12 protein-coding genes are annotated in these 17405 nt (G+C 50.2%); 3 read left to right on the forward strand and 9 right to left on the reverse strand.

Translation table 11 applies throughout. The annotated features are described in order from the left end of the window. Positions 1 to 85: 85 nt before the first annotated feature. The 3 genes from L6H70_RS25800 to L6H70_RS25810 form a co-directional block, all read right to left on the reverse strand. Entirely contained in the window at positions 86 to 2311 is a 2226-nt protein-coding gene (locus L6H70_RS25800; protein ID WP_236337063.1) for an S-layer homology domain-containing protein, read from the reverse strand. A 200-nt stretch (positions 2312 to 2511) separates the two neighbouring features. Beyond that, positions 2512 to 4338: an S-layer homology domain-containing protein gene (locus L6H70_RS25805; protein ID WP_236337064.1), complete on the reverse strand. Its 1827-nt coding sequence runs from the start codon at positions 4336 to 4338 to the stop codon at positions 2512 to 2514. A gap of 40 nt (positions 4339 to 4378) precedes the next feature. After that, a complete protein-coding gene (locus L6H70_RS25810; RefSeq protein WP_236337065.1) occupies positions 4379 to 6829 on the reverse strand; it encodes a hemoblobin-interacting domain-containing protein in 2451 nt (816 codons plus the stop codon). A gap of 332 nt (positions 6830 to 7161) precedes the next feature. On the opposite strand from L6H70_RS25810, the gene L6H70_RS25815 reads away from it, so the two are divergent. Further along, complete coding sequence (locus L6H70_RS25815) at positions 7162 to 8151, forward strand: DUF4003 family protein (RefSeq protein ID WP_236337068.1); 990 nt, start codon at positions 7162 to 7164, stop codon at positions 8149 to 8151. 75 nt (positions 8152 to 8226) lie between these two features. On the opposite strand, the gene L6H70_RS25820 is transcribed toward L6H70_RS25815, so the two are convergent. Then, the gene (locus tag L6H70_RS25820) at positions 8227 to 9084 is read right to left on the reverse strand and encodes an aminoglycoside phosphotransferase family protein (protein ID WP_236337070.1); all 858 of its coding nucleotides are present in this window, start codon (positions 9082 to 9084) and stop codon (positions 8227 to 8229) included. Positions 9085 to 9132: 48 nt separating this feature from the next. After that, positions 9133 to 10038 carry a GNAT family N-acetyltransferase gene (locus tag L6H70_RS25825; protein WP_236337072.1) on the reverse strand — a complete coding sequence of 302 codons (906 nt, stop codon included), beginning with the start codon at positions 10036 to 10038 and terminating at the stop codon, positions 9133 to 9135. 354 nt (positions 10039 to 10392) lie between these two features. On the opposite strand from L6H70_RS25825, the gene L6H70_RS25830 reads away from it, so the two are divergent. Both L6H70_RS25830 and L6H70_RS25835 read left to right on the forward strand, forming a co-directional pair. Further along, positions 10393 to 12168, forward strand: a complete 1776-nt coding sequence (locus L6H70_RS25830; RefSeq protein WP_236337073.1) for an ABC transporter ATP-binding protein — start codon at positions 10393 to 10395, stop codon at positions 12166 to 12168. Beyond that, positions 12155 to 13930, forward strand: a complete 1776-nt coding sequence (locus L6H70_RS25835) for an ABC transporter ATP-binding protein (RefSeq protein ID WP_236337075.1) — start codon at positions 12155 to 12157, stop codon at positions 13928 to 13930. The genes L6H70_RS25830 and L6H70_RS25835 overlap by 14 nt, the downstream gene beginning before the upstream one ends. 65 nt (positions 13931 to 13995) lie before the next feature. Here the strand turns inward: L6H70_RS25835 and L6H70_RS25840 are convergent, their stop codons facing one another. The 4 genes from L6H70_RS25840 to L6H70_RS25855 form a co-directional block, all read right to left on the reverse strand. Then, positions 13996 to 14337 (reverse strand): cupin domain-containing protein, encoded by a 342-nt coding sequence (locus L6H70_RS25840; RefSeq protein WP_236337077.1) that lies wholly within the window; start codon positions 14335 to 14337, stop codon positions 13996 to 13998. A gap of 60 nt (positions 14338 to 14397) precedes the next feature. Then, positions 14398 to 15636: a PTS ascorbate transporter subunit IIC gene (locus L6H70_RS25845; RefSeq protein WP_236337078.1), complete on the reverse strand. Its 1239-nt coding sequence runs from the start codon at positions 15634 to 15636 to the stop codon at positions 14398 to 14400. 388 nt (positions 15637 to 16024) lie between these two features. Then, a complete protein-coding gene (locus L6H70_RS25850) occupies positions 16025 to 17068 on the reverse strand; it encodes a LacI family DNA-binding transcriptional regulator (protein ID WP_236337079.1) in 1044 nt (347 codons plus the stop codon). A gap of 85 nt (positions 17069 to 17153) precedes the next feature. Beyond that, positions 17154 to 17384 (reverse strand): hypothetical protein, encoded by a 231-nt coding sequence (locus L6H70_RS25855; RefSeq protein ID WP_236337080.1) that lies wholly within the window; start codon positions 17382 to 17384, stop codon positions 17154 to 17156. Positions 17385 to 17405: the final 21 nt, after the last annotated feature.

A 17405-nucleotide genomic window follows, 5' to 3' on the forward strand; every position in this document is an offset into this window, starting at 1 on the left:
GCCAGCTTTCGCCATTAGAGGCGAAGCCGGCTTGCAATTGTATACAGACGCCGCTTCAGGGGCCTGTATGAATGTCTGTTTGTGCTTATTTCAAAGTTTCCAAAAGAGCCTTGAGCTCCGGATTCAGCTGCAGTACGTGCAGAACAATCGTCAAAGCTTCCGCACGGGATGCCTGCTTGGCGGGAAGAAACTCTCCGCTGCCGAAACCGCTGATAATCCCGGCTGCTGCCGCCTGCCGGATCTCATCCTGGTTCCATGTGTTTCCGATATCCTGGAAAGTAGCGGCAGCCGGGACATCAACACCGCTCATATCAACAATCTTAGCAATGATCGCGATAATCTCTGCGCGGGAGATTTCGGCATTCGGCTTGAAAGTGCCATTCTGGTAGCCGGAGACAAGACCCTTTTCCTGCAGGGATGAAATCGCTGCTTCCGCCCAGTGTCCGGAAATATCGCTTAATGTGCCCTTGCTTCCGCCGCTGGGCAGTTCGAACACCCTGGCAATGATAGCAGCAAACTCTGCACGGGTCATACCGGCATCCGGATGGAATCCTCCATCCTCATAACCTTGGACTATCCCCAGCTTCACGAAGGTTTCTACCGTCATGTCCGCCCAATGGGAGGAAATGTCTGTGAATGACACCGGAGATGGATTGGCGTTAGCCAATTCTACTTTTTGGTTGAAGCCTGACAGTACCGCTTCAAGCTTAACTACATTATTGGCAAATTTAGCAGCGCCACCGGCAGCCGGTGCGGCTGAAGGGACCGGCGAAGGGGCTGCAGTTGGAGTTGCGGACGGACTTATGGCTGGTGTTGCCGCAGGCGTACCGCCGCTGTCCGAGCTGGACGCTACAATCTCAATAGCTGTCGTGCCATACACACCTGAACCATCTGCTGCCGCAGCTTTAACAGTGACCATACCTGGAGAGATCCCTGTTAACAAGCCGCTTGCACTAATGGTAGCTGTCCCTGTTCCGTTCTCGATAGACCATAGAATACCCTGGTTCGTTGCTTCCGCTGGGGCAATAGCCTGATTCAATTGAATGAAATGTCCCACGGTTACCGGAGAAACGCCGGAAATTGTGATGGCTGAAACCGGGATAGAGACAGGTGTCGGCGCTGCACTCGGAGTCGCTGCCGGAGCATCGGTTGGCGCCTCCGTCGGTGCTACCGTCGGGGTTGCTGCCGGGGCATCGGTTGGCGCCTCGGTCGGTACTACTGTCGGGGTCGCGGCCGGAGCTTCGGTTGGCGCTTCTGTCGGTGCTACTGTCGGGGTCGCGGCCGGGGCATCCGTTGGCGCCTCGGTCGGCGCTACCGTCGGGGTCGCGGCCGGGGCATCCGTTGGCGCCTCGGTCGGCGCTACCGTCGGGGTCGCGACCGGGGCAGCAGTAATTGTAACCTCCACACTGTCTGTTACGCCGGTGCCGTCAGTAGTTGTGGCTGTTACCGTTACTGTACCTGGTTCTCCTGCAGTAAGCTCACCGCTTGTCTCATCGATTACCGCCGAACCCGTTCCGTTAACCACGGACCAGACAACACCCGGATTGATGGCATCGGCCGGCAATACCTCAGCGCGCATGGACAAGGTTTCACCGGTTTGTACAGAATACACCTCTCCGGTGCTGCTCACTGAAATGCCGGTTACCTTATGGAATACATTATCGGCAAGCAGTTTCGCACCTGAATAGAGTGAAATTGGTGTCTTAATATCCACGGTATCCGATTTGATCAGGAAGGTTACCTTCCCATCCACCGTGAAGGAAGAGAAGCCCTCTCTGGACTCTATGCTCTTAAAAGTGTCATAGGGATCCGTATTATAGAAGATTAGATCCCGGTCTGCAGCATGGGCAAAAATCTCCGTCTGTCCATCCACAAGCTTGCCATTTGTTCCGTAGACAGCAAAGGTTACGTTGATATACCCCGGATACGCGCTGTCCGCCACCGACGGTGCCTGAAACAATGCAACGTGATCTGCGGCTAATACCGGTTTGTGGGCTGCAAATCCGCTCACATTGACATAGCTTGGGCCATATGACAATACAGGGACCCAGCTTACGATACTGTCGCTGACATATCCCCCAACGATCGTTTTGCCGGAATCCGTGTTGACCGCAATAGAGCCTGCCCCTGTATCATCCGGCACTTGAACCACACTTCCGTCTGAATATCTTAGGAATAAATGCTCCGAAGCGCTTGGTTTATCGCTTGGCAGGTTAACGGTTACTGAGCCTGTACTTACCACACAGCCGCTTAACAGCATAATTACCAGAGCCGAGACTAGGCCCAGCTTACCCAGTGAAGTTTTTTTCATTGTCCCATCAACCCTTTCAATTTCTCAATGTTTATATTTTAAATAATTATACTTTCCTTCAATGACAAGATAATGACAAACTTCGACACCAACAGGCGAAGTTCTCTATCCTTGCAAAAAGAACAATACTTTTGTCTCCTATACAACAAAAAACAGCTGCTTCAATGGAGCTTGAAGCAGCTGTCTCTTTAATAACCGGCTTAATTCACAAATCCGGTATATTGCAGCAGCCGTGTCAGCATAACAGCGGCCTGTGCCCGGCTGGCTTTGGCGGAAGGAACAAAGGTTGCTGAGGTCATACCTGTGATGATCTTCGCCTCTACAGCCTGGGCTACAGCGGCCTGTGCCCAGCTGCCGATTGAAGTTTTGTCTGAGAAGCCTGCCAGCAGTACATTCGGATTGCCTGCAGCACTGTTTGCTTTACCCGCAGCGCCGATGGCTCTCGAGATCATAACCGCCATTTGTTCGCGGGTAATCGTCTCAGATGGTCTAAAGCTATTGTCCTGGAAGCCTTCCACCAGCTTGGCCTGCACAGCAGCACCGATGGAACCGGCGTACCAGTCGCCTTCTTTGACATCGGTGAACGCCGCCGGGGCAGCAACCGGTGTCAGCCCCAGCGAGCGGACCAGCAAAGCTGCAAATTCAGCTCTTGTAATACTGCTGTCCGGAGCAAACTCACTGGCTGTGGAGCCATTTACAATCAGCTTCGACGCCAGCAGCTCAATATCCGCACGGGCCCAGTGTTTGCTGATATCACCGAATGTACGGCTCGCGGTAAGCACCGTATAAATGCTGTTGCCGTTCCGCTTGAAGGTTACCTTTGTGGAGCCGTTTGCCTGCTTGTTAAATACAGCCGGCACGAAGGAAAACTGTCCGGTGGAATCATCATATAGAACGACTGTCGCGCGGTTCTTATCGACTGGAGCCGTAATCACCATGCTCCGCTCCAGATAAGTGGAGCCAAAATGGTTCAGCTCGATAGTTGTACCGTTCCCGGAAGCTGTAACCGAAAATTCAATCGCAGCTCCAGTCTGTGATGCGGCAATACCCTGCGCATTACGCTGAATCTTGCTGTTCAGGTCTGACGCTGCCGGAGAAATATTCACCTGAATGCTTAAGTCTGCCGTTGCTGTGCTTAAGCTCTGCGCGACCGCTGCAAAATTGAGCACACTGAGCGGCAGTGAATATTCCCCGTCGTTGGTTTGCAGGGAGATAATCGTATTCGGCGCATTCAGGGCCGCAGCTGCGAGTACAGAAGCCGGAAGCTTAAACTGAACCCCTTCACCGGCGTGATTATTGTAAGCTATAAAAACAATCGGCGCTGCTCCATGATTATCCTGCTTCGCCGCAGCTGTTAGAGCCTCCGCCAGAGCCGCAGCGTCTTGAGTAACGGTAGCCGTGATTACACCCTTTGCCGATACTGCAGTTACCGCAGTATTTTTGCCTGTGTCCACTTTGACCGGCACCGCATTCGTTGCCGGTGGAGTTATCGGGGTTCCCGGTGTTGTGATTGTTCCGGTAGCCACGCTACCGCTGCCGGCAGTGACAGTGCCTGTACCGTTACCTGTACCACTGCCTGTTCCACTGCCTGTATCCGTTCCTCCGCCGGTTTCACCGCCCGTATCGGTTCCGCCACCGCTGCCGGTTCCGCCGCCATTTCCGGCACCGTTACCATCGCCGCTCCCGGTACCCGTAGCTGCCGTTTTTACAATCAAATCGGCAGTAGCTACCTGGTTAGCTTGTCCGGCTGTTACCTTATACGTTCCGGCAGCTTCAGCTTTCCCCAAGGTGAAGCTGCTGCTGAACTTTCCGCCGCTGACCTGGACGATATCATAGAACACTGTGCTTTTTACCGGACGCAGTACTTGGATAATCACTTCGTCCAGCGTCGATGTACCCGTAATAACCACAGTACCGCCAGTCTCTACAGAAGCTACCGGATTTAACGTAACCGCCGCGCTGGCTGCAAATACCGCAGCAGGTACAAGGGATATACACAGTGCTACGATCAGCGTCATACTTAACATGCGCAACTTCACTTTACCATTCCCCCGCTTTCTTCCGATTCTAGTCATTATTATTTTTGTTAGTCTCAGCATTAAGAATGGCCTGATCCAGCTCAAGCTGAGTCTTAACAGTCGCCAGGTTTAATCCAAGATTCGTATAATCACTACTATACTTGCTCACCACATACGCTTTTACTGTATAATTCGGATTCGTATCCGCATCGCTGACATTGAAGCTGGCAGAATAGGTGCCTGTGTTTACTTTTAAATTGGCTGCAACGATACTCACCGGGGTGGAGCCGTCGAATAGCTCGAAGATTACCGTCTGGTTCCCCATCACGTAATCCCGGTAGGCATTATTGAATAAATTAATGCTTGCCGAGATTCCATTATCTACAGTCACTGCCGGAGCAGTCATATAGAACACTTCTGAAGATTTATAGGTATACCCTTCAAAATACTGGCTGCTGTAGCCTTCGGCGTCTACCATAACCTCATATTCATGTCCTGCCTGGAAAACACCCTTTGCAAAGGTCAGCTTGCCTGCACTGAGCGAATATTCCGAGCTAACCAATTGTCTGTATACATCAGTAGTATTGTCGTACACCCGGATCACTCTCACATGCTCTCTCCAGGCAACATTATCGGCATACGTGAACTCACTTGCTGCATTGCTGAAGAAATACCCGGTAATGTCAGGCGTATTATAAGCAATCTCCTGGTCAACTTCCCCGTTACGGATCATATCATAGACATCGCTTACTGCATCCGCAGCAAGTTTCACCCGGACTGAGCCACTCTGCTTAGCTTCATCAAAAACGATGTTGATGCTGTTCTCATGAACGTATACAACATCCTGCGCATCCAGAGCCTGGTAAGTTACACCGTGATCTGTAGAGATAGTAATATACTCATTCAAATGGGATACTCCATCCGCAAGCGTCTGATCCACCAGCGCTGTATTGGTATTAAACTGCAGGCTGAGGTAACGGCCGCTATGGGAGAAGTACCCGCCGTTTAAAGTAATTCCCGAGTTCTGCTGCGGATACAGCCAATTCGTATTGACATAATCCGTCAGCACATTACCGGCGGCATCCTGGAAGTGATTAGGGTTAATCTGGAAGTAATACTGAGATCCTGTAAGCGGCGCTGCGAAATGTAGGGTTACTGCCTTCCCCGTGAAGGTTACCACTGTATCGGACGGAAGAGCATATTGCCAATTGTAGGAAATGGGGTTGTACCACTGCACATTCTGCAGGAAGCTCGCCTCATCCTCTGTGGCATTGAAGATATTTTCATCAAAGACAAAACTCAGCTCCTGTTTATCCTTAGAGAGATAGTAGTACAAGAACTTTGGCGCTGTAGTATCCGCAGGTGCCGGGTCGATTTCGGAAGCATCTGCTTCAATCAGAGCCGTAGCCTGAGTATCATTTTGGATGTTTCCGTATACATCCTTCAGAGCGCCCCTATTGATTACAACTTGACTGTCTGTTCCGGACAGTGCTTCTGCAAAATGGATCGTCAGCTTCCCGGAAGTAATGGACACAGTATCTTGGGCGACTAACCCCTTCCAGTTGTCATTCGTTCCTTTTACCAGATAAATAAAGTTTTTCAGCGAATCGCCGCTGTTATCAAACACCTCTTTATCAAAGGTGATCGTTACATCATGATTGCCCCCGCTGACCAAAGCGCTTTGAATGACCGGCGGACTCACCTGCAGATTTATTTCTTCATTCAGGTTGCCTGCTGCATCCTTCAGTGTGCCGGCGGCAATGCGAATCACGGTATGGGTTCCCAGAATAACCTTCATGTTGTTGTCATAGTTCAGGTAGATTTGTCTGGAGCCATTCTGATAGACCGAAGCTTGCTGCGCTGTAACAGGCACAAAATTCTTCCCATCCGATGCAACGCTCAATTGATCGGCCAGAAAAGCCTGGGCCTGTTCTTCATCTGCGCCATCCGGAGCATTGACCGTGAAATCCTCATCAAAGCTCAGGTACACGGAGCGCCCTTGATTGGAGGTAGAGCCGGTATATGCAGGAGGAGTGATGTCCAGTGCAGAGATATGGGTGACCGTGATGTCAGCATCCGAGGGAACCCCCTCCTCATTCATCACAGCGCCGGCAGCAACATTGATGCTGTTAGATGAACCTGTGAGCGCCGTATTCAAGGTTATAACAAGTTCGCCGTCAGCGTTCATATTAATCTCATTGCCTGCGTTATCGGCAGAAAGGTCTACAAAAGAGCCGGAACCCGAACGTTCAATTTGAATGTCCGACTTTAAATCAGCCAGATCAGTAGCTGGAATCGCATAAGTATTAAAAGATACGGTGATCGCAGTATTGCTGCTGCCTACCTCAGCCGTTGCCGAAGTTACCGGTGAAATAAGGGGTGTGGCCTGACTCTTGCCGGGCGATACAGTAAAAACTGTAGTAGCCGTAATGATGACCGCCATCATTTTGGACATCGTTTGCATGAAGCCCGGCTTGCTTTTTGTATTGCTTCCTACCATCTGAATACCTCACTCCTAAAATTTTATTATTTAAAAATGTTACTAAAGACCAGTATATATCCCCCCAATGACAAGAAAATGACAAACTTCGACACGTCAAAAAGAACCCTCATCCTTCGAGGGTCCTAAATACTATTGCCTAAGACTGTAATAACACGGCTTCGGCTTACCTGCCGTCCCGTGCTCGCTTCAGCACCGCTGTGTCCAGCCTGCCCATACCTGTCACCGAATTCGTCATAGAATTTAGACTTCCATTTTTTTGGATGTCTGCTGGTTAATTATAGTAGAATAATCTATGTGAGACTATACCCGGCTGATGAGAGGAGCACGATATGAAATCGCAGTTTGAAGCAAGGCTTGAACTATTCGCCCAGAATACACAGACCATCAAGAAGGCTTTTGCCTGGAAAAGTGGACAGATTAACCGTTTGGCTGCACTGCTGTACACAGCAGAGAATAGAACAGTGGATGTAGATGCCATCCGGGGGAGCAGTGACTTGATCAAGAGCACCACCGGCCCCTTTTCTACCTTCCGGGGTAACCTGTCCGTCTGTATCGCAGCACTGCTGTCCCTTTCAGACGGCAAAGAAGCCCTGCTGGCAGACACCCTTACCGTGTATGACCTGCTGAAGGGACTGAAATTCCGGGCCTCAGATTATCTTGTGGTCGCCGCCTACCAGATCGCCGCCCATACGACTCCCGACCAATATCAGCGGACGGCAGACAGAGCGCGGCATTTCTACGACAGTATGAAAGCGAACCACCGTTTCCTCACCGGACAGGACGACTATATCTTCGCGGCTATGCTCGCGCTGTCAGATCTTGAACCGGAACGCGGAACAGCCCGTATGGAACAGCTCTATGCGGAACTGAAACCGGAATTCCTGTCGGGCAACAGCGTGCAGGCGTTGACGCAGGTACTGGTGCTTGGTGAAGATACTCCGGAGGCAGCCGCACGTGTCCTCGCCCTGCGGGATGCCTTCCGCAGCCGGAACATCCGGCTGGATAAGGAATATACCCTTTCGTCACTGGGTGTATTGTCGTTACTGCCTGCCGGCCATGAAACACTCGTGCAAGACATCTCTGACACCTATGAATCACTGCGGACCAAACAGGGCTTCGGCAGCTGGTCCATTACCAAGCAGGAGCTGCTGCTGCTTTCGGCTGCACTGGTTGCCTATAAGCAGATCGATGAGTTGAAAAACGGTATTTTAACGACGGCGCTTTCCACCAGCCTGACCAATATTGTTATCGCCCAGCAGACAGCTATTGCCGTAGCCGCCACATCCTCAGCTGCTGCCGCTTCGTCCGCTTCCCATTAATCATTGTTGCAGGTCTGCCTCATAACAAAGGACTGTGTCAACCCGATCAAGGCTGGCACAGTCCTATTGGCTTGTTCAAATGTTATCCTGCAGAAACGGATTATGTTCAGCAATACTAGTTATGCGCTGGAATGTATCCTGTTTTACAGGCACACCGCCTCTGCGCTGAAGCAGCATCCATCTGAGAACGGCCAGCGCTTCGTATATCTTAAGTTTTTCAGGACCGATCTTATATCGCTGTAAGTAGGCGGAACGAAACGCTGCTGCATAAGGCTCTGAAATATATACGCTCAGCAGAACAACGCTCCAGGCAAAATCATACCCTGGATCACCTGCCTGTCCGTTCGTCCAATCTATGACCGTATAGCGCCCGTTCTTCTCTACGATATTGTTCATATGGAAGTCGCCGTGTATTATGCTCTCCTGCTTCATTTGGGCCCTCTGAACAAGGGGGATCAATAACCGCGAGATATCGGCGTACTCTTCTGCCCCCGGGAAAAAATAATTCATAAAGTCATTGGTAGGCAGATGTGTCCCCTGCAAGTCCTCTACTTTGATCTGATGCAGCTTCGCCAGCATATCCGCAAGCACCGCCAGCTTCCGCGCATCCACTGTTTTCACGGGCGTCCCGTCAAAGGTAGTTAACAGCACCTTGTCTCCGTTAGCATCTATTCCCCAGCCCAGCGGCTCTGAGACGGCTATCCCCCGTTCAAACAGTTCCTTCAATAAATGATACTGAGCACCGATATCCGGTCTGGAGCTTTTGTTCCAGAGCTTCAGCACGAAGCTTTCCCGCCCGGACACGATCTTCATCACCTCAGCCTCAAACCCGTGAACCATGGCCTGCGTGACCAGCTGATCCTGTTCTTTCAGCAGCTTTTCAAGCAGACTGCTTCTCCCGGTCCAGTCAATATTGCTTAGGATGCTTGCCATTTAGGTCTCCTTCCATATTTAGCGTTTATTGATCTCCCGGAAGGTTACTCAATCAATCGCATACCCAAGTGTCAGCCTGAATCCCTCCAGCTCGTAGCCGATTTGCGTATAGAGCCGGATGGCTTTTTTATTGGTCCCATGTGTACCCAGGGTGGCGATGGTTTTGCCCTGATCCTTCAGGTATTCCAGAGCGGTGCAGAGGAGGTTCCGGGCGATCCCTTGTTTCTGCCATCCCGGGATGACGAATACATTTTCCGTTGCACTATGACCTTCAGCAATTCTCCAGGTTGAGGTGTTGCCCAGGAACTGGTCCCCGCTAAACGCGCAGAAGTTCGTCATTTCCTCTGCCCCCTGCATCCAGGCCAGCTGGTTCATGCTCCAGGCCACACCGTCGAAGGAGGCGAGCTCTGCCTGATGATATTGCTCGCGGGCTTCGTTGTTATCCAGCACATAGGGGCGTATCTGCACCCCCTCAGGCAATGGATACTGCGGAATCACCCGGCTCAGGTCATATTTGAATACGGCAATGGTATCGTAAACCGTAAATCCGCGTTTCAGGTAATAGCTTAGCTCCGGGAGGTCATCCGTATCCGTATATTGGGCGATCACAATCCGCTTTTCCGGATGCTGTGCCTTAATCTCTTTGGCGCGGACAATCATCGCATCCAGCAAGGCATCCTTGATCTCCTCATCTTCATCCTGATCTGCGAAATTGATTTCACTGGTAAGATAGCGGACAAAACCCTGATCCTCATCATGCCCTTCCGCATCAAACGTATCATGGAGCATGAGATGGGCAACGGCCACCACCTCCTCATCTTTTACAGCCAGGAACATGTTTCGCTTATCCAGATCCCCGTGATACAGAAAGAGCATTTTGAGCACAAAACCGAATTTCTCGAGCTTCTCTTCCTCTCCATCCCGCACATTTCGGATCACGAACTCTTTTATCAACAAACATCGTCTCCTATCTGCCATACGGAATATTGCCGCACAGACAGTTGAATTGGTATTTTTACCATTTTAATACTGAATACGCTCTCTTAAATATGCAAGGGAAACTTTATTTATAAATATTCTCCACATGGTGTTCATGCGGAAACTTTGCGATTATGGTAATATGACTGAATTCCGCCGGAATTTTTACTGGGATTTATAAGCCGGGCAGGTGCATAGATTCCAGTTCAAGCGATTGTAACAAGAAATCTTCACAGCAGCGGGTGGCGGCCGCTTAATGTGTTATAATCACTTTGATTTATTCACTCTTCGCCAGCAAGAGTGTAAGAACACACAGAAACAGGTGATCAAATGTTCGAGCTTAAATGGCTGTGGCAGAACCTCAAGGGGAACCGCACGAGGTATATTGTGGCACTCTGCCTCTCGGTGGTAGGCTCAGCGCTTACTATCGTGAATCCGTACATCAGTCAGCGCATTGTCGATACGTTTATAGCCGGCGATAATGCAGTGCAGAATCTGACAGAGGAACGTGGGCTTCTGATTGCGCTTTGTCTGGGCATGATCGGCTTTTCCCTGCTGCGTACCGGTCTTGCTTATCTGACAACCATGCAGTACGAGCGTTCCTCGCAAAACATGATGTACAACATCCGTATTTATCTGTACAACAAGATTCAGGGACAAGACAGGGAGTATTACGACCATAACCGCACCGGTGATCTTATGACCAAGATGACTGGGGATCTCGACATGGTCCGGCACTCGATGGCATGGATTTTCAAAACAATCATCGAATCTCTGACGATTTTTGCTGCTGCCGTCATCTATTTCTTCACGATTGATGCAGAGCTGACGCTGTGGATGCTGATTCTTTCGCCGCCGATTTTTATTGTGGCCTACATATTTGCACGGCGCGTCCGCCCAATGTACATCGATCTGCGCGAGCGGCTGTCCCAGCTTAACACAACGACACAGGAGAATATCTCCGGTAACCGGGTCGTCAAGGCGTTCGCCCGCGAGGAATTCGAAATTGAGAAATTCACAGACAAGAATGTGAACTATTCAGTCGCCAATAAGAAAGCCGCACTCGTCTGGCTTGATTATTTCCCTTACCTGGAGACCTTCGCCCAGGCGTTCAACGTTATTCTGATGATAGTCGGCGGACTTTATCTGATGGACGGCCGGATTACCTTTGGTGAATTCGCAGCCTTCTCCTCACTCATCTGGGCCATTTCGAACCCGATGCGCAATATCGGTATTATCATCAATGATATCCAGCGTTTTTTTGCCAGTCTATCCAAAATCGTCGATATTTACTATGCCCGGCCGGCGATTGTAAATGAGCACAATCCCGTTGATAAACGCCGTTACGAGGGCCGTATAGAGTTTCAGAATGTCAGCTTCAAATACGACAGTGCCGTCGTCCTGGACGATGTCAGCTTTACCGTGGAGCCTGGTGAAACCGTAGCCATTATGGGCTCAACGGGTGCGGGCAAGACAACCATCATCAACCTGATTCCCCGGTTCTACGAAGTAACTTCGGGACGTGTGCTCGTGGATGGCGTTGATGTGCGGGAGCTGGAGCTTGATGAACTGCGGGGCAATATCGGCATGGCTACCCAGGATGTGCTCTTATTCTCCGATACGATTGACGGAAACATCGCTTATGGTGATCCTGAGCTTCCGGAGGAAGAGGTGATGGATTATGCCCGGCTCGCAGCCGCCCATGAATTTATCACCAAAATGCCCGAAGGCTACGATACGGTTGTCGGGGAACGCGGTGTCGGCCTGTCAGGCGGGCAAAAGCAGCGTATTGCACTGGCGCGGGCGATGGCCGTCCGCCGTCCGATCCTGATTCTGGACGATACGACCTCTGCGGTCGATCTGGAGACAGAGGAGCATATTCAGCGCAGTCTGCGCGAGCTGGAATACCCTTGCACGAAGATCATTATTGCGCAGCGGGTATCCACAACCTGTGAAGCGGACCGTATCCTGATCCTGGACCGCGGCCGTCTGATCGAGGAAGGCACCCATGCCGAGCTTCTGGCGAAGCGGGGTTATTATTACGACGTGTTTATGCTGCAGAACGAGGGCATTGGAAGGCAGGTGAGCCAGCATGGCAAGGAATAAATTCGACGTCGACGAAAATCTGGAATCTCCATTTAATATCAAACATTTCCGGCGTGCAATGGTGTACATCAAACGGAAGCAGAAGCCGATGATTATTGCGTTTATTCTGAGCGCCTTATCCGCTGCCATTTCGCTATCGGCCCCGCTGATTATGCAGCATGTCGTTGACGTGACCATTCCGGCAAAAGCGAAGCTTGCGCTGGTCGGCTGGTCGGTACTGATGCTAGTGACCATTGTGGTCAGCGTTATTCTGGCAACCATCCGTTCACGCATTATGACCAGCGTAGGGCAGGACATTATTTTTGACATCCGCACAGATTTGTTCAAGCATCTGCAGGATCTGCCGTTCAAATATTATGACGACCGTCCGCAGGGCAAAATCCTCATCCGGGTTGTCAACTACGTCAACTCGGTTTCTGATGTCCTGTCGAACGGCATTATCAACTTTATCCTGGAAATTGTGAATCTGATCTTCATTGCCGCCTTCATGTTCGCCGTTGATGTCCGGCTCTCGTTCGTCACCCTTGCCGGACTGCCTGTGTTCCTCGGCGTTATGCTGCTGATTAAGACCCGGCAGCGCCGGGCCTGGCAGGCGGTATCCAATAAGAGCTCCAACCTGAATGCTTATATGCAGGAGAGCATCAGCGGGATCGGTGTCACCCAGATGTTCTCACGGGAACAGCGCAATGAGGGCATCTTCACCCGTCTGGCCGGCAATTTCCGGACAGAATGGATGCGGGCCCTGCGTTTTAACGCGCTGATCCCGTTCTCGGTCGACAATCTGGCAACGATCGTTACAACACTGATTTTCTTGGTAGGCCTGCTCACACTGAGCCCACAAGATGTCACCTTCGGCGTCATTCTGGCCATGAGTACCTATGCAGCCCGCTTCTGGCAGCCGATTCTGAATCTCTCGAACCTGTACAACAACTTCATTAATGCTGTTGCCTATCTGGAGCGTATCTTCGAAACGCTGGATGAACCGGTTACGGTAAGCGATATCCCGGGTGCGGAGGAACTGCTGCCTGTCCGGGGCCAGGTCACCTTCGACGACGTAACCTTTGCCTATGATCCTGGCCTGAACATCCTGGAGAATATCTCCTTTAACGTCCAGGCAGGCGAGAGCATTGCCCTTGTCGGACCGACCGGCGCAGGCAAAACTACGGTCGTCAACCTGATCTCCCGCTTCTATAATCTTACCGGCGGCAGCATCCTGATTGACGGCCAGGATATCTCGCAGGTCACCATGAAGTCGTTACGCAGCCAGATGGGAATTATGCTGCAGGACAGCTTTATCTTCTCCGGGACGATCCTGGACAATATTCGTTACGGCAAACTTGATGCAACCGAAGAAGAAGTTATCGCTGCGGCGAAGACCGTCTGTGCGGACGAATTCATCCGCGAGTTCGAGCACGGGTATATGACGGAGGTTAATGAGCGCGGCTCCAAGCTCTCGCAAGGCCAACGGCAGCTCATCTCCTTCGCAAGAACGCTGCTGGCCGACCCGCGTATTCTGATTCTGGACGAAGCCACCTCCTCCATCGACGCCAAGACTGAGCGGCTGCTGCAGAAGGGCCTTAACGAACTGCTTAAGGGACGTACCTCGTTCATTATCGCGCACCGCCTGTCCACCGTGAAGAACTGCGACCGCATTATGTATGTGTCGAACAAAGGTATCGCGGAAAGCGGCTCCCATGATGAGCTGATCGCAAGCCGCGGCCTTTACTACCGGCTCTATACGGCGCAAAAAATGGAAGCGTAAAACAGCAAACCCCCTGCATTTGCGGAAGTTTACTCCGCAGATGCAGGGGGTTTTTATTTGCTCTGTTACAGAAAGTCTGCACGTGCCGGTGTAAAGGCATCCAGCAGGATGCTGTCATCCTCCAGCGGAATACAGCCATGCAGCACATTGGATGGGAAATGGATGCTGTCACCAACTTTGACGATCTGTACATCCTTCGTTACCCCATCATCAATCATGAACTGAAAACTGCCCTTCATCACATACGTGATCTGCTCATGTACATGGTTGTGGAGAGGAATTTCTCCCTCTTGGGCTTTGGCGAACATCACCTTGGCATACATAATCTCTTCACTATGTGCCAGTACCTTACGGGTAGTGTTACTATCAACGGTAACTGTCTGAATCTCTTTGTCTTTAAAAAACATGTATGATTCCTCCTATAAAGAATTACATTTAACTAATGATTTTCAAATAAATCGATTTAGTTAAAACCAGCGAAAAATGGCCCATAAAATTGCCGACAGCGATGTGAAATCCGGATCCGCGAAGGTAACCCCTTCAGCTCCCAGGTAATTGAACAGCGGCAAGGTAAGCGCAGGCAGCAGACAGAGCAGGAATCCGTTGAGGCAGCTGGAAATGACAGCACCTCTGAAGCCGCCGCTGGAATTGCCGAAGATCGCCGCGGCACCGCCAGCCAGGAAGCAGGCCATAATTCCAGGGACAATAACAGGCAGACCAACCAGCGGGAAGATGAAGACACAGGCTACGCCGGTAAAGAAGCTGACCAGGAAACCCACCAGCGCGGAATTCGGCGCTTTGTCGAACAGGACCAGTACATCCACACCCGGGATTGCTCCTGGAGCGAACACCTGGGAGAAGCCTTTGAATGCCGGTACAATTTCCGTTGTGAACAGCTTAACACCCGCTTTTGCGATATACAAACCGGCAGCGAAGATAGCTGACTGTTCAAGGATGAACACGATGTATTCTTTGCCGTCTGCCAGCTCACTGACAAAATCGGCACCGGCTACAAGCCCCGATACCAGCAACAGCACCAACATCGTTAGGGTAGTTGCCACATTCGGATCCCGCAAAAAGCTGATGCGGTCATTGATTTTAACATTCTCAGTATCATTGTTTTTGTTGCCGAACACTTTGCCGAGGTATGTACCGATGATGTAAGAAGTCATGGAAGCATGAGCGATGGTATATTCATCGGACTTGATAATATTTCTGCTTGCATTCCGGAGCAGGTACGGGAATACTGCCATATAGCTTCCGATAACCAGAGAACCTACAATGATAGTAACCAGCGAGTTCATGCCCAGACCTTTCATGACAGCTGTAGCAGCAAAGCTCATGAACAGAATCAGATGCAGAGAGAGATAAATGTATTTGAATTTCGTCAGACGTGCAAGCAAAATATTAAGGATCATGGAAAAGAGCAGAATAAGCGCAGCATCCGCACCGATCTGATCAATGGTCAGCGCCATAATCGCCTCGTTGCTCGGTACAACACCTTTGAGATTGAATGCATAGGAGAATATTTTACTGAAGTTCGTGAGCACGCCCCCGAGAATTCCGCCGCCGACTTTGATCATCGTGAAGCCCATGAAAGACAGCGTTGTTCCGGTGATGACTTCGGACAGTTTTTTCCTCTGGAACAGAAGTCCGAGGAGTGTAACAATCGCAATAATAATTGAAGGTTCCTTGATGATACTCATAAACATATGCATGCGGGTTCCCAACTTCTTTCTGATAATTATAGTTTTTTCCTTACTACTAAATCGATTTAGTAAAACTCCAAAAAAATTTTCCCGTTACTCCCGGGAGTTAAGACTGATTGGTTCTTGGATATTGTGAACTAAATCACAATCAACCCTATAATGAATGGTTTAAATTCGTGATCTTCCCCCCTCTTCGAATTCAACGTTATCAATGTGTTAAAAGGTACTTTCAGGAATGCAAGGGTATTTCTGACTCGAATCATAGCATCATTATATCGTGTAATTTTCTTTTTGCAATAGAAAAATAAAAACGGTTACACAAATTACACAAAAAAAGCCTATTTTCTCTTTGGTTACGAAAAAAAGAAAATAGGCTGATTTATTTTCATACCTTTTCTTTATCTTTCAAGCTCAATTTGTGGACAGATTCCCTATGGTTAATCGCCGGATCCAAGCGAATGATGTCAGCTCTTCCGTCCGGTTCCTGTTCCCTCTGATCAATTTTGTCCAGCAGCAGCCGGGCACTTCTTTTCCCCATTTCAAAGCTGGGCTGGGATATCGTAGTGATGGGCGGGGTATAAAAGGATGCAAAGGATACATCATCAATCCCGATCAAAGAGAAATCATCCGGTATCGTTAGTTGATTCCTTTTAGCATAGATCAGCACCTGCTCCAGAATCATATCATTCGTCGCGACAATGGACGTTGGCGGAGAATCCATATGGAACAGTTCGTCAATCAAGCCCTGTAATTGATCCAGCCTGCCGCTTTTGATATAGCCTTCGTTCACTGCCAGCCCGTATGTATCCAGCGTCTTTCTGTAACCAGAGAGCCGCTCACTTCGTGTGGTAATCGTCTTCTTGCCTAACGGAAAGGTGATGATGCCAATGCGGGTATGGTTGTGCCGGATGAATGTTTCCACCGCCAGCTCACTTGCTTTTTCATTGTTCAGCAGCACCGTGTCCACACTGATATCATTGACTTTTCTGTCCACGAATACAAAAGGATACCCGTTCTTCAGCAGCGATGCATACAGCTTCTTGTTCTCTTCCGTCGGAAAAATGATCAATCCGTCTACCTGCCGCGCAATCATCGACTGGACATATTCCTTCTCTTTGAGGGGATCATCATCAGTGTTGCAGACAATGACCTGAATTCCCTTCAGCTGGCACTCGTCTTCAATGGCACGCACAACTTCTGTAGTGAATCTTGATAAAATGGTAGAAGAAATGACGCCTACAATGTATGTTTTTTTATGCTTGAGACTGCGGGCCACCTCATTGGGGATATAGCCCAGTTCCTCAATCGCCTGCTCAATTTTTTTCTTAGTATCTGCACTCATATAATTGTATCTCTTACTCAGAAACTGCGAAACCGTACTTTTGGAGACCCCCGCAAGCTCAGCAACGTCCTTCATCGTGACTCCCATGATTCTTCCCCCTAGAACACTATCCGTTACTGTATTATATACCTTCTTTCAGGGGGAAGAAAATATGTTTACCTTTCCTAAGCTGTTATTGTCCGCCGTCCGTCCCCTGGCCGCTGCTTCTTCTCGCGCCGCCGTTCATGCCGGGAAAGCCGCCGCCATCCATGCCCCGGCCGCCCTTGAAGCCCTGGCCTCCGTTCCCCCTTGAGCTGGAATCGGTACTTGATATCTTCTGGGCGGTGATGGCGTCACAGGAGACGAGCACCATGGAACAGCTAAGCACGGCTATGATTAAAGCAAGATACCGTTTGGTCCGCATCGCAAATCCCCCTCTTTCCGG

It is taken from the genome of Paenibacillus auburnensis (assembly GCF_927798115.1).
GTDB classification, from domain to species: domain Bacteria; phylum Bacillota; class Bacilli; order Paenibacillales; family Paenibacillaceae; genus Paenibacillus_AQ; species Paenibacillus_AQ auburnensis.

Excerpts from the sequence above, each read along its gene's own strand:
- L6H70_RS25800 (WP_236337063.1), bottom strand. The coding sequence starts at position 2,311 with ATGAAAAAAACTTCACTGGGTAAGCTGGGCCTAGTCTCGGCTCTGGTA.
- L6H70_RS25805 (WP_236337064.1), bottom strand. The coding sequence starts at position 4,338 with ATGTTAAGTATGACGCTGATCGTAGCACTGTGTATATCCCTTGTACCT.
- L6H70_RS25810 (WP_236337065.1), bottom strand. The coding sequence starts at position 6,829 with ATGGTAGGAAGCAATACAAAAAGCAAGCCGGGCTTCATGCAAACGATG.
- L6H70_RS25815 (WP_236337068.1), top strand. The coding sequence starts at position 7,162 with ATGAAATCGCAGTTTGAAGCAAGGCTTGAACTATTCGCCCAGAATACA.
- L6H70_RS25820 (WP_236337070.1), bottom strand. The coding sequence starts at position 9,084 with ATGGCAAGCATCCTAAGCAATATTGACTGGACCGGGAGAAGCAGTCTG.
- L6H70_RS25830 (WP_236337073.1), top strand. The coding sequence starts at position 10,393 with ATGTTCGAGCTTAAATGGCTGTGGCAGAACCTCAAGGGGAACCGCACG.
- L6H70_RS25835 (WP_236337075.1), top strand. The coding sequence starts at position 12,155 with ATGGCAAGGAATAAATTCGACGTCGACGAAAATCTGGAATCTCCATTT.
- L6H70_RS25840 (WP_236337077.1), bottom strand. The coding sequence starts at position 14,337 with ATGTTTTTTAAAGACAAAGAGATTCAGACAGTTACCGTTGATAGTAAC.
- L6H70_RS25845 (WP_236337078.1), bottom strand. The coding sequence starts at position 15,636 with ATGAGTATCATCAAGGAACCTTCAATTATTATTGCGATTGTTACACTC.
- L6H70_RS25850 (WP_236337079.1), bottom strand. The coding sequence starts at position 17,068 with ATGGGAGTCACGATGAAGGACGTTGCTGAGCTTGCGGGGGTCTCCAAA.
- L6H70_RS25855 (WP_236337080.1), bottom strand. The coding sequence starts at position 17,384 with ATGCGGACCAAACGGTATCTTGCTTTAATCATAGCCGTGCTTAGCTGT.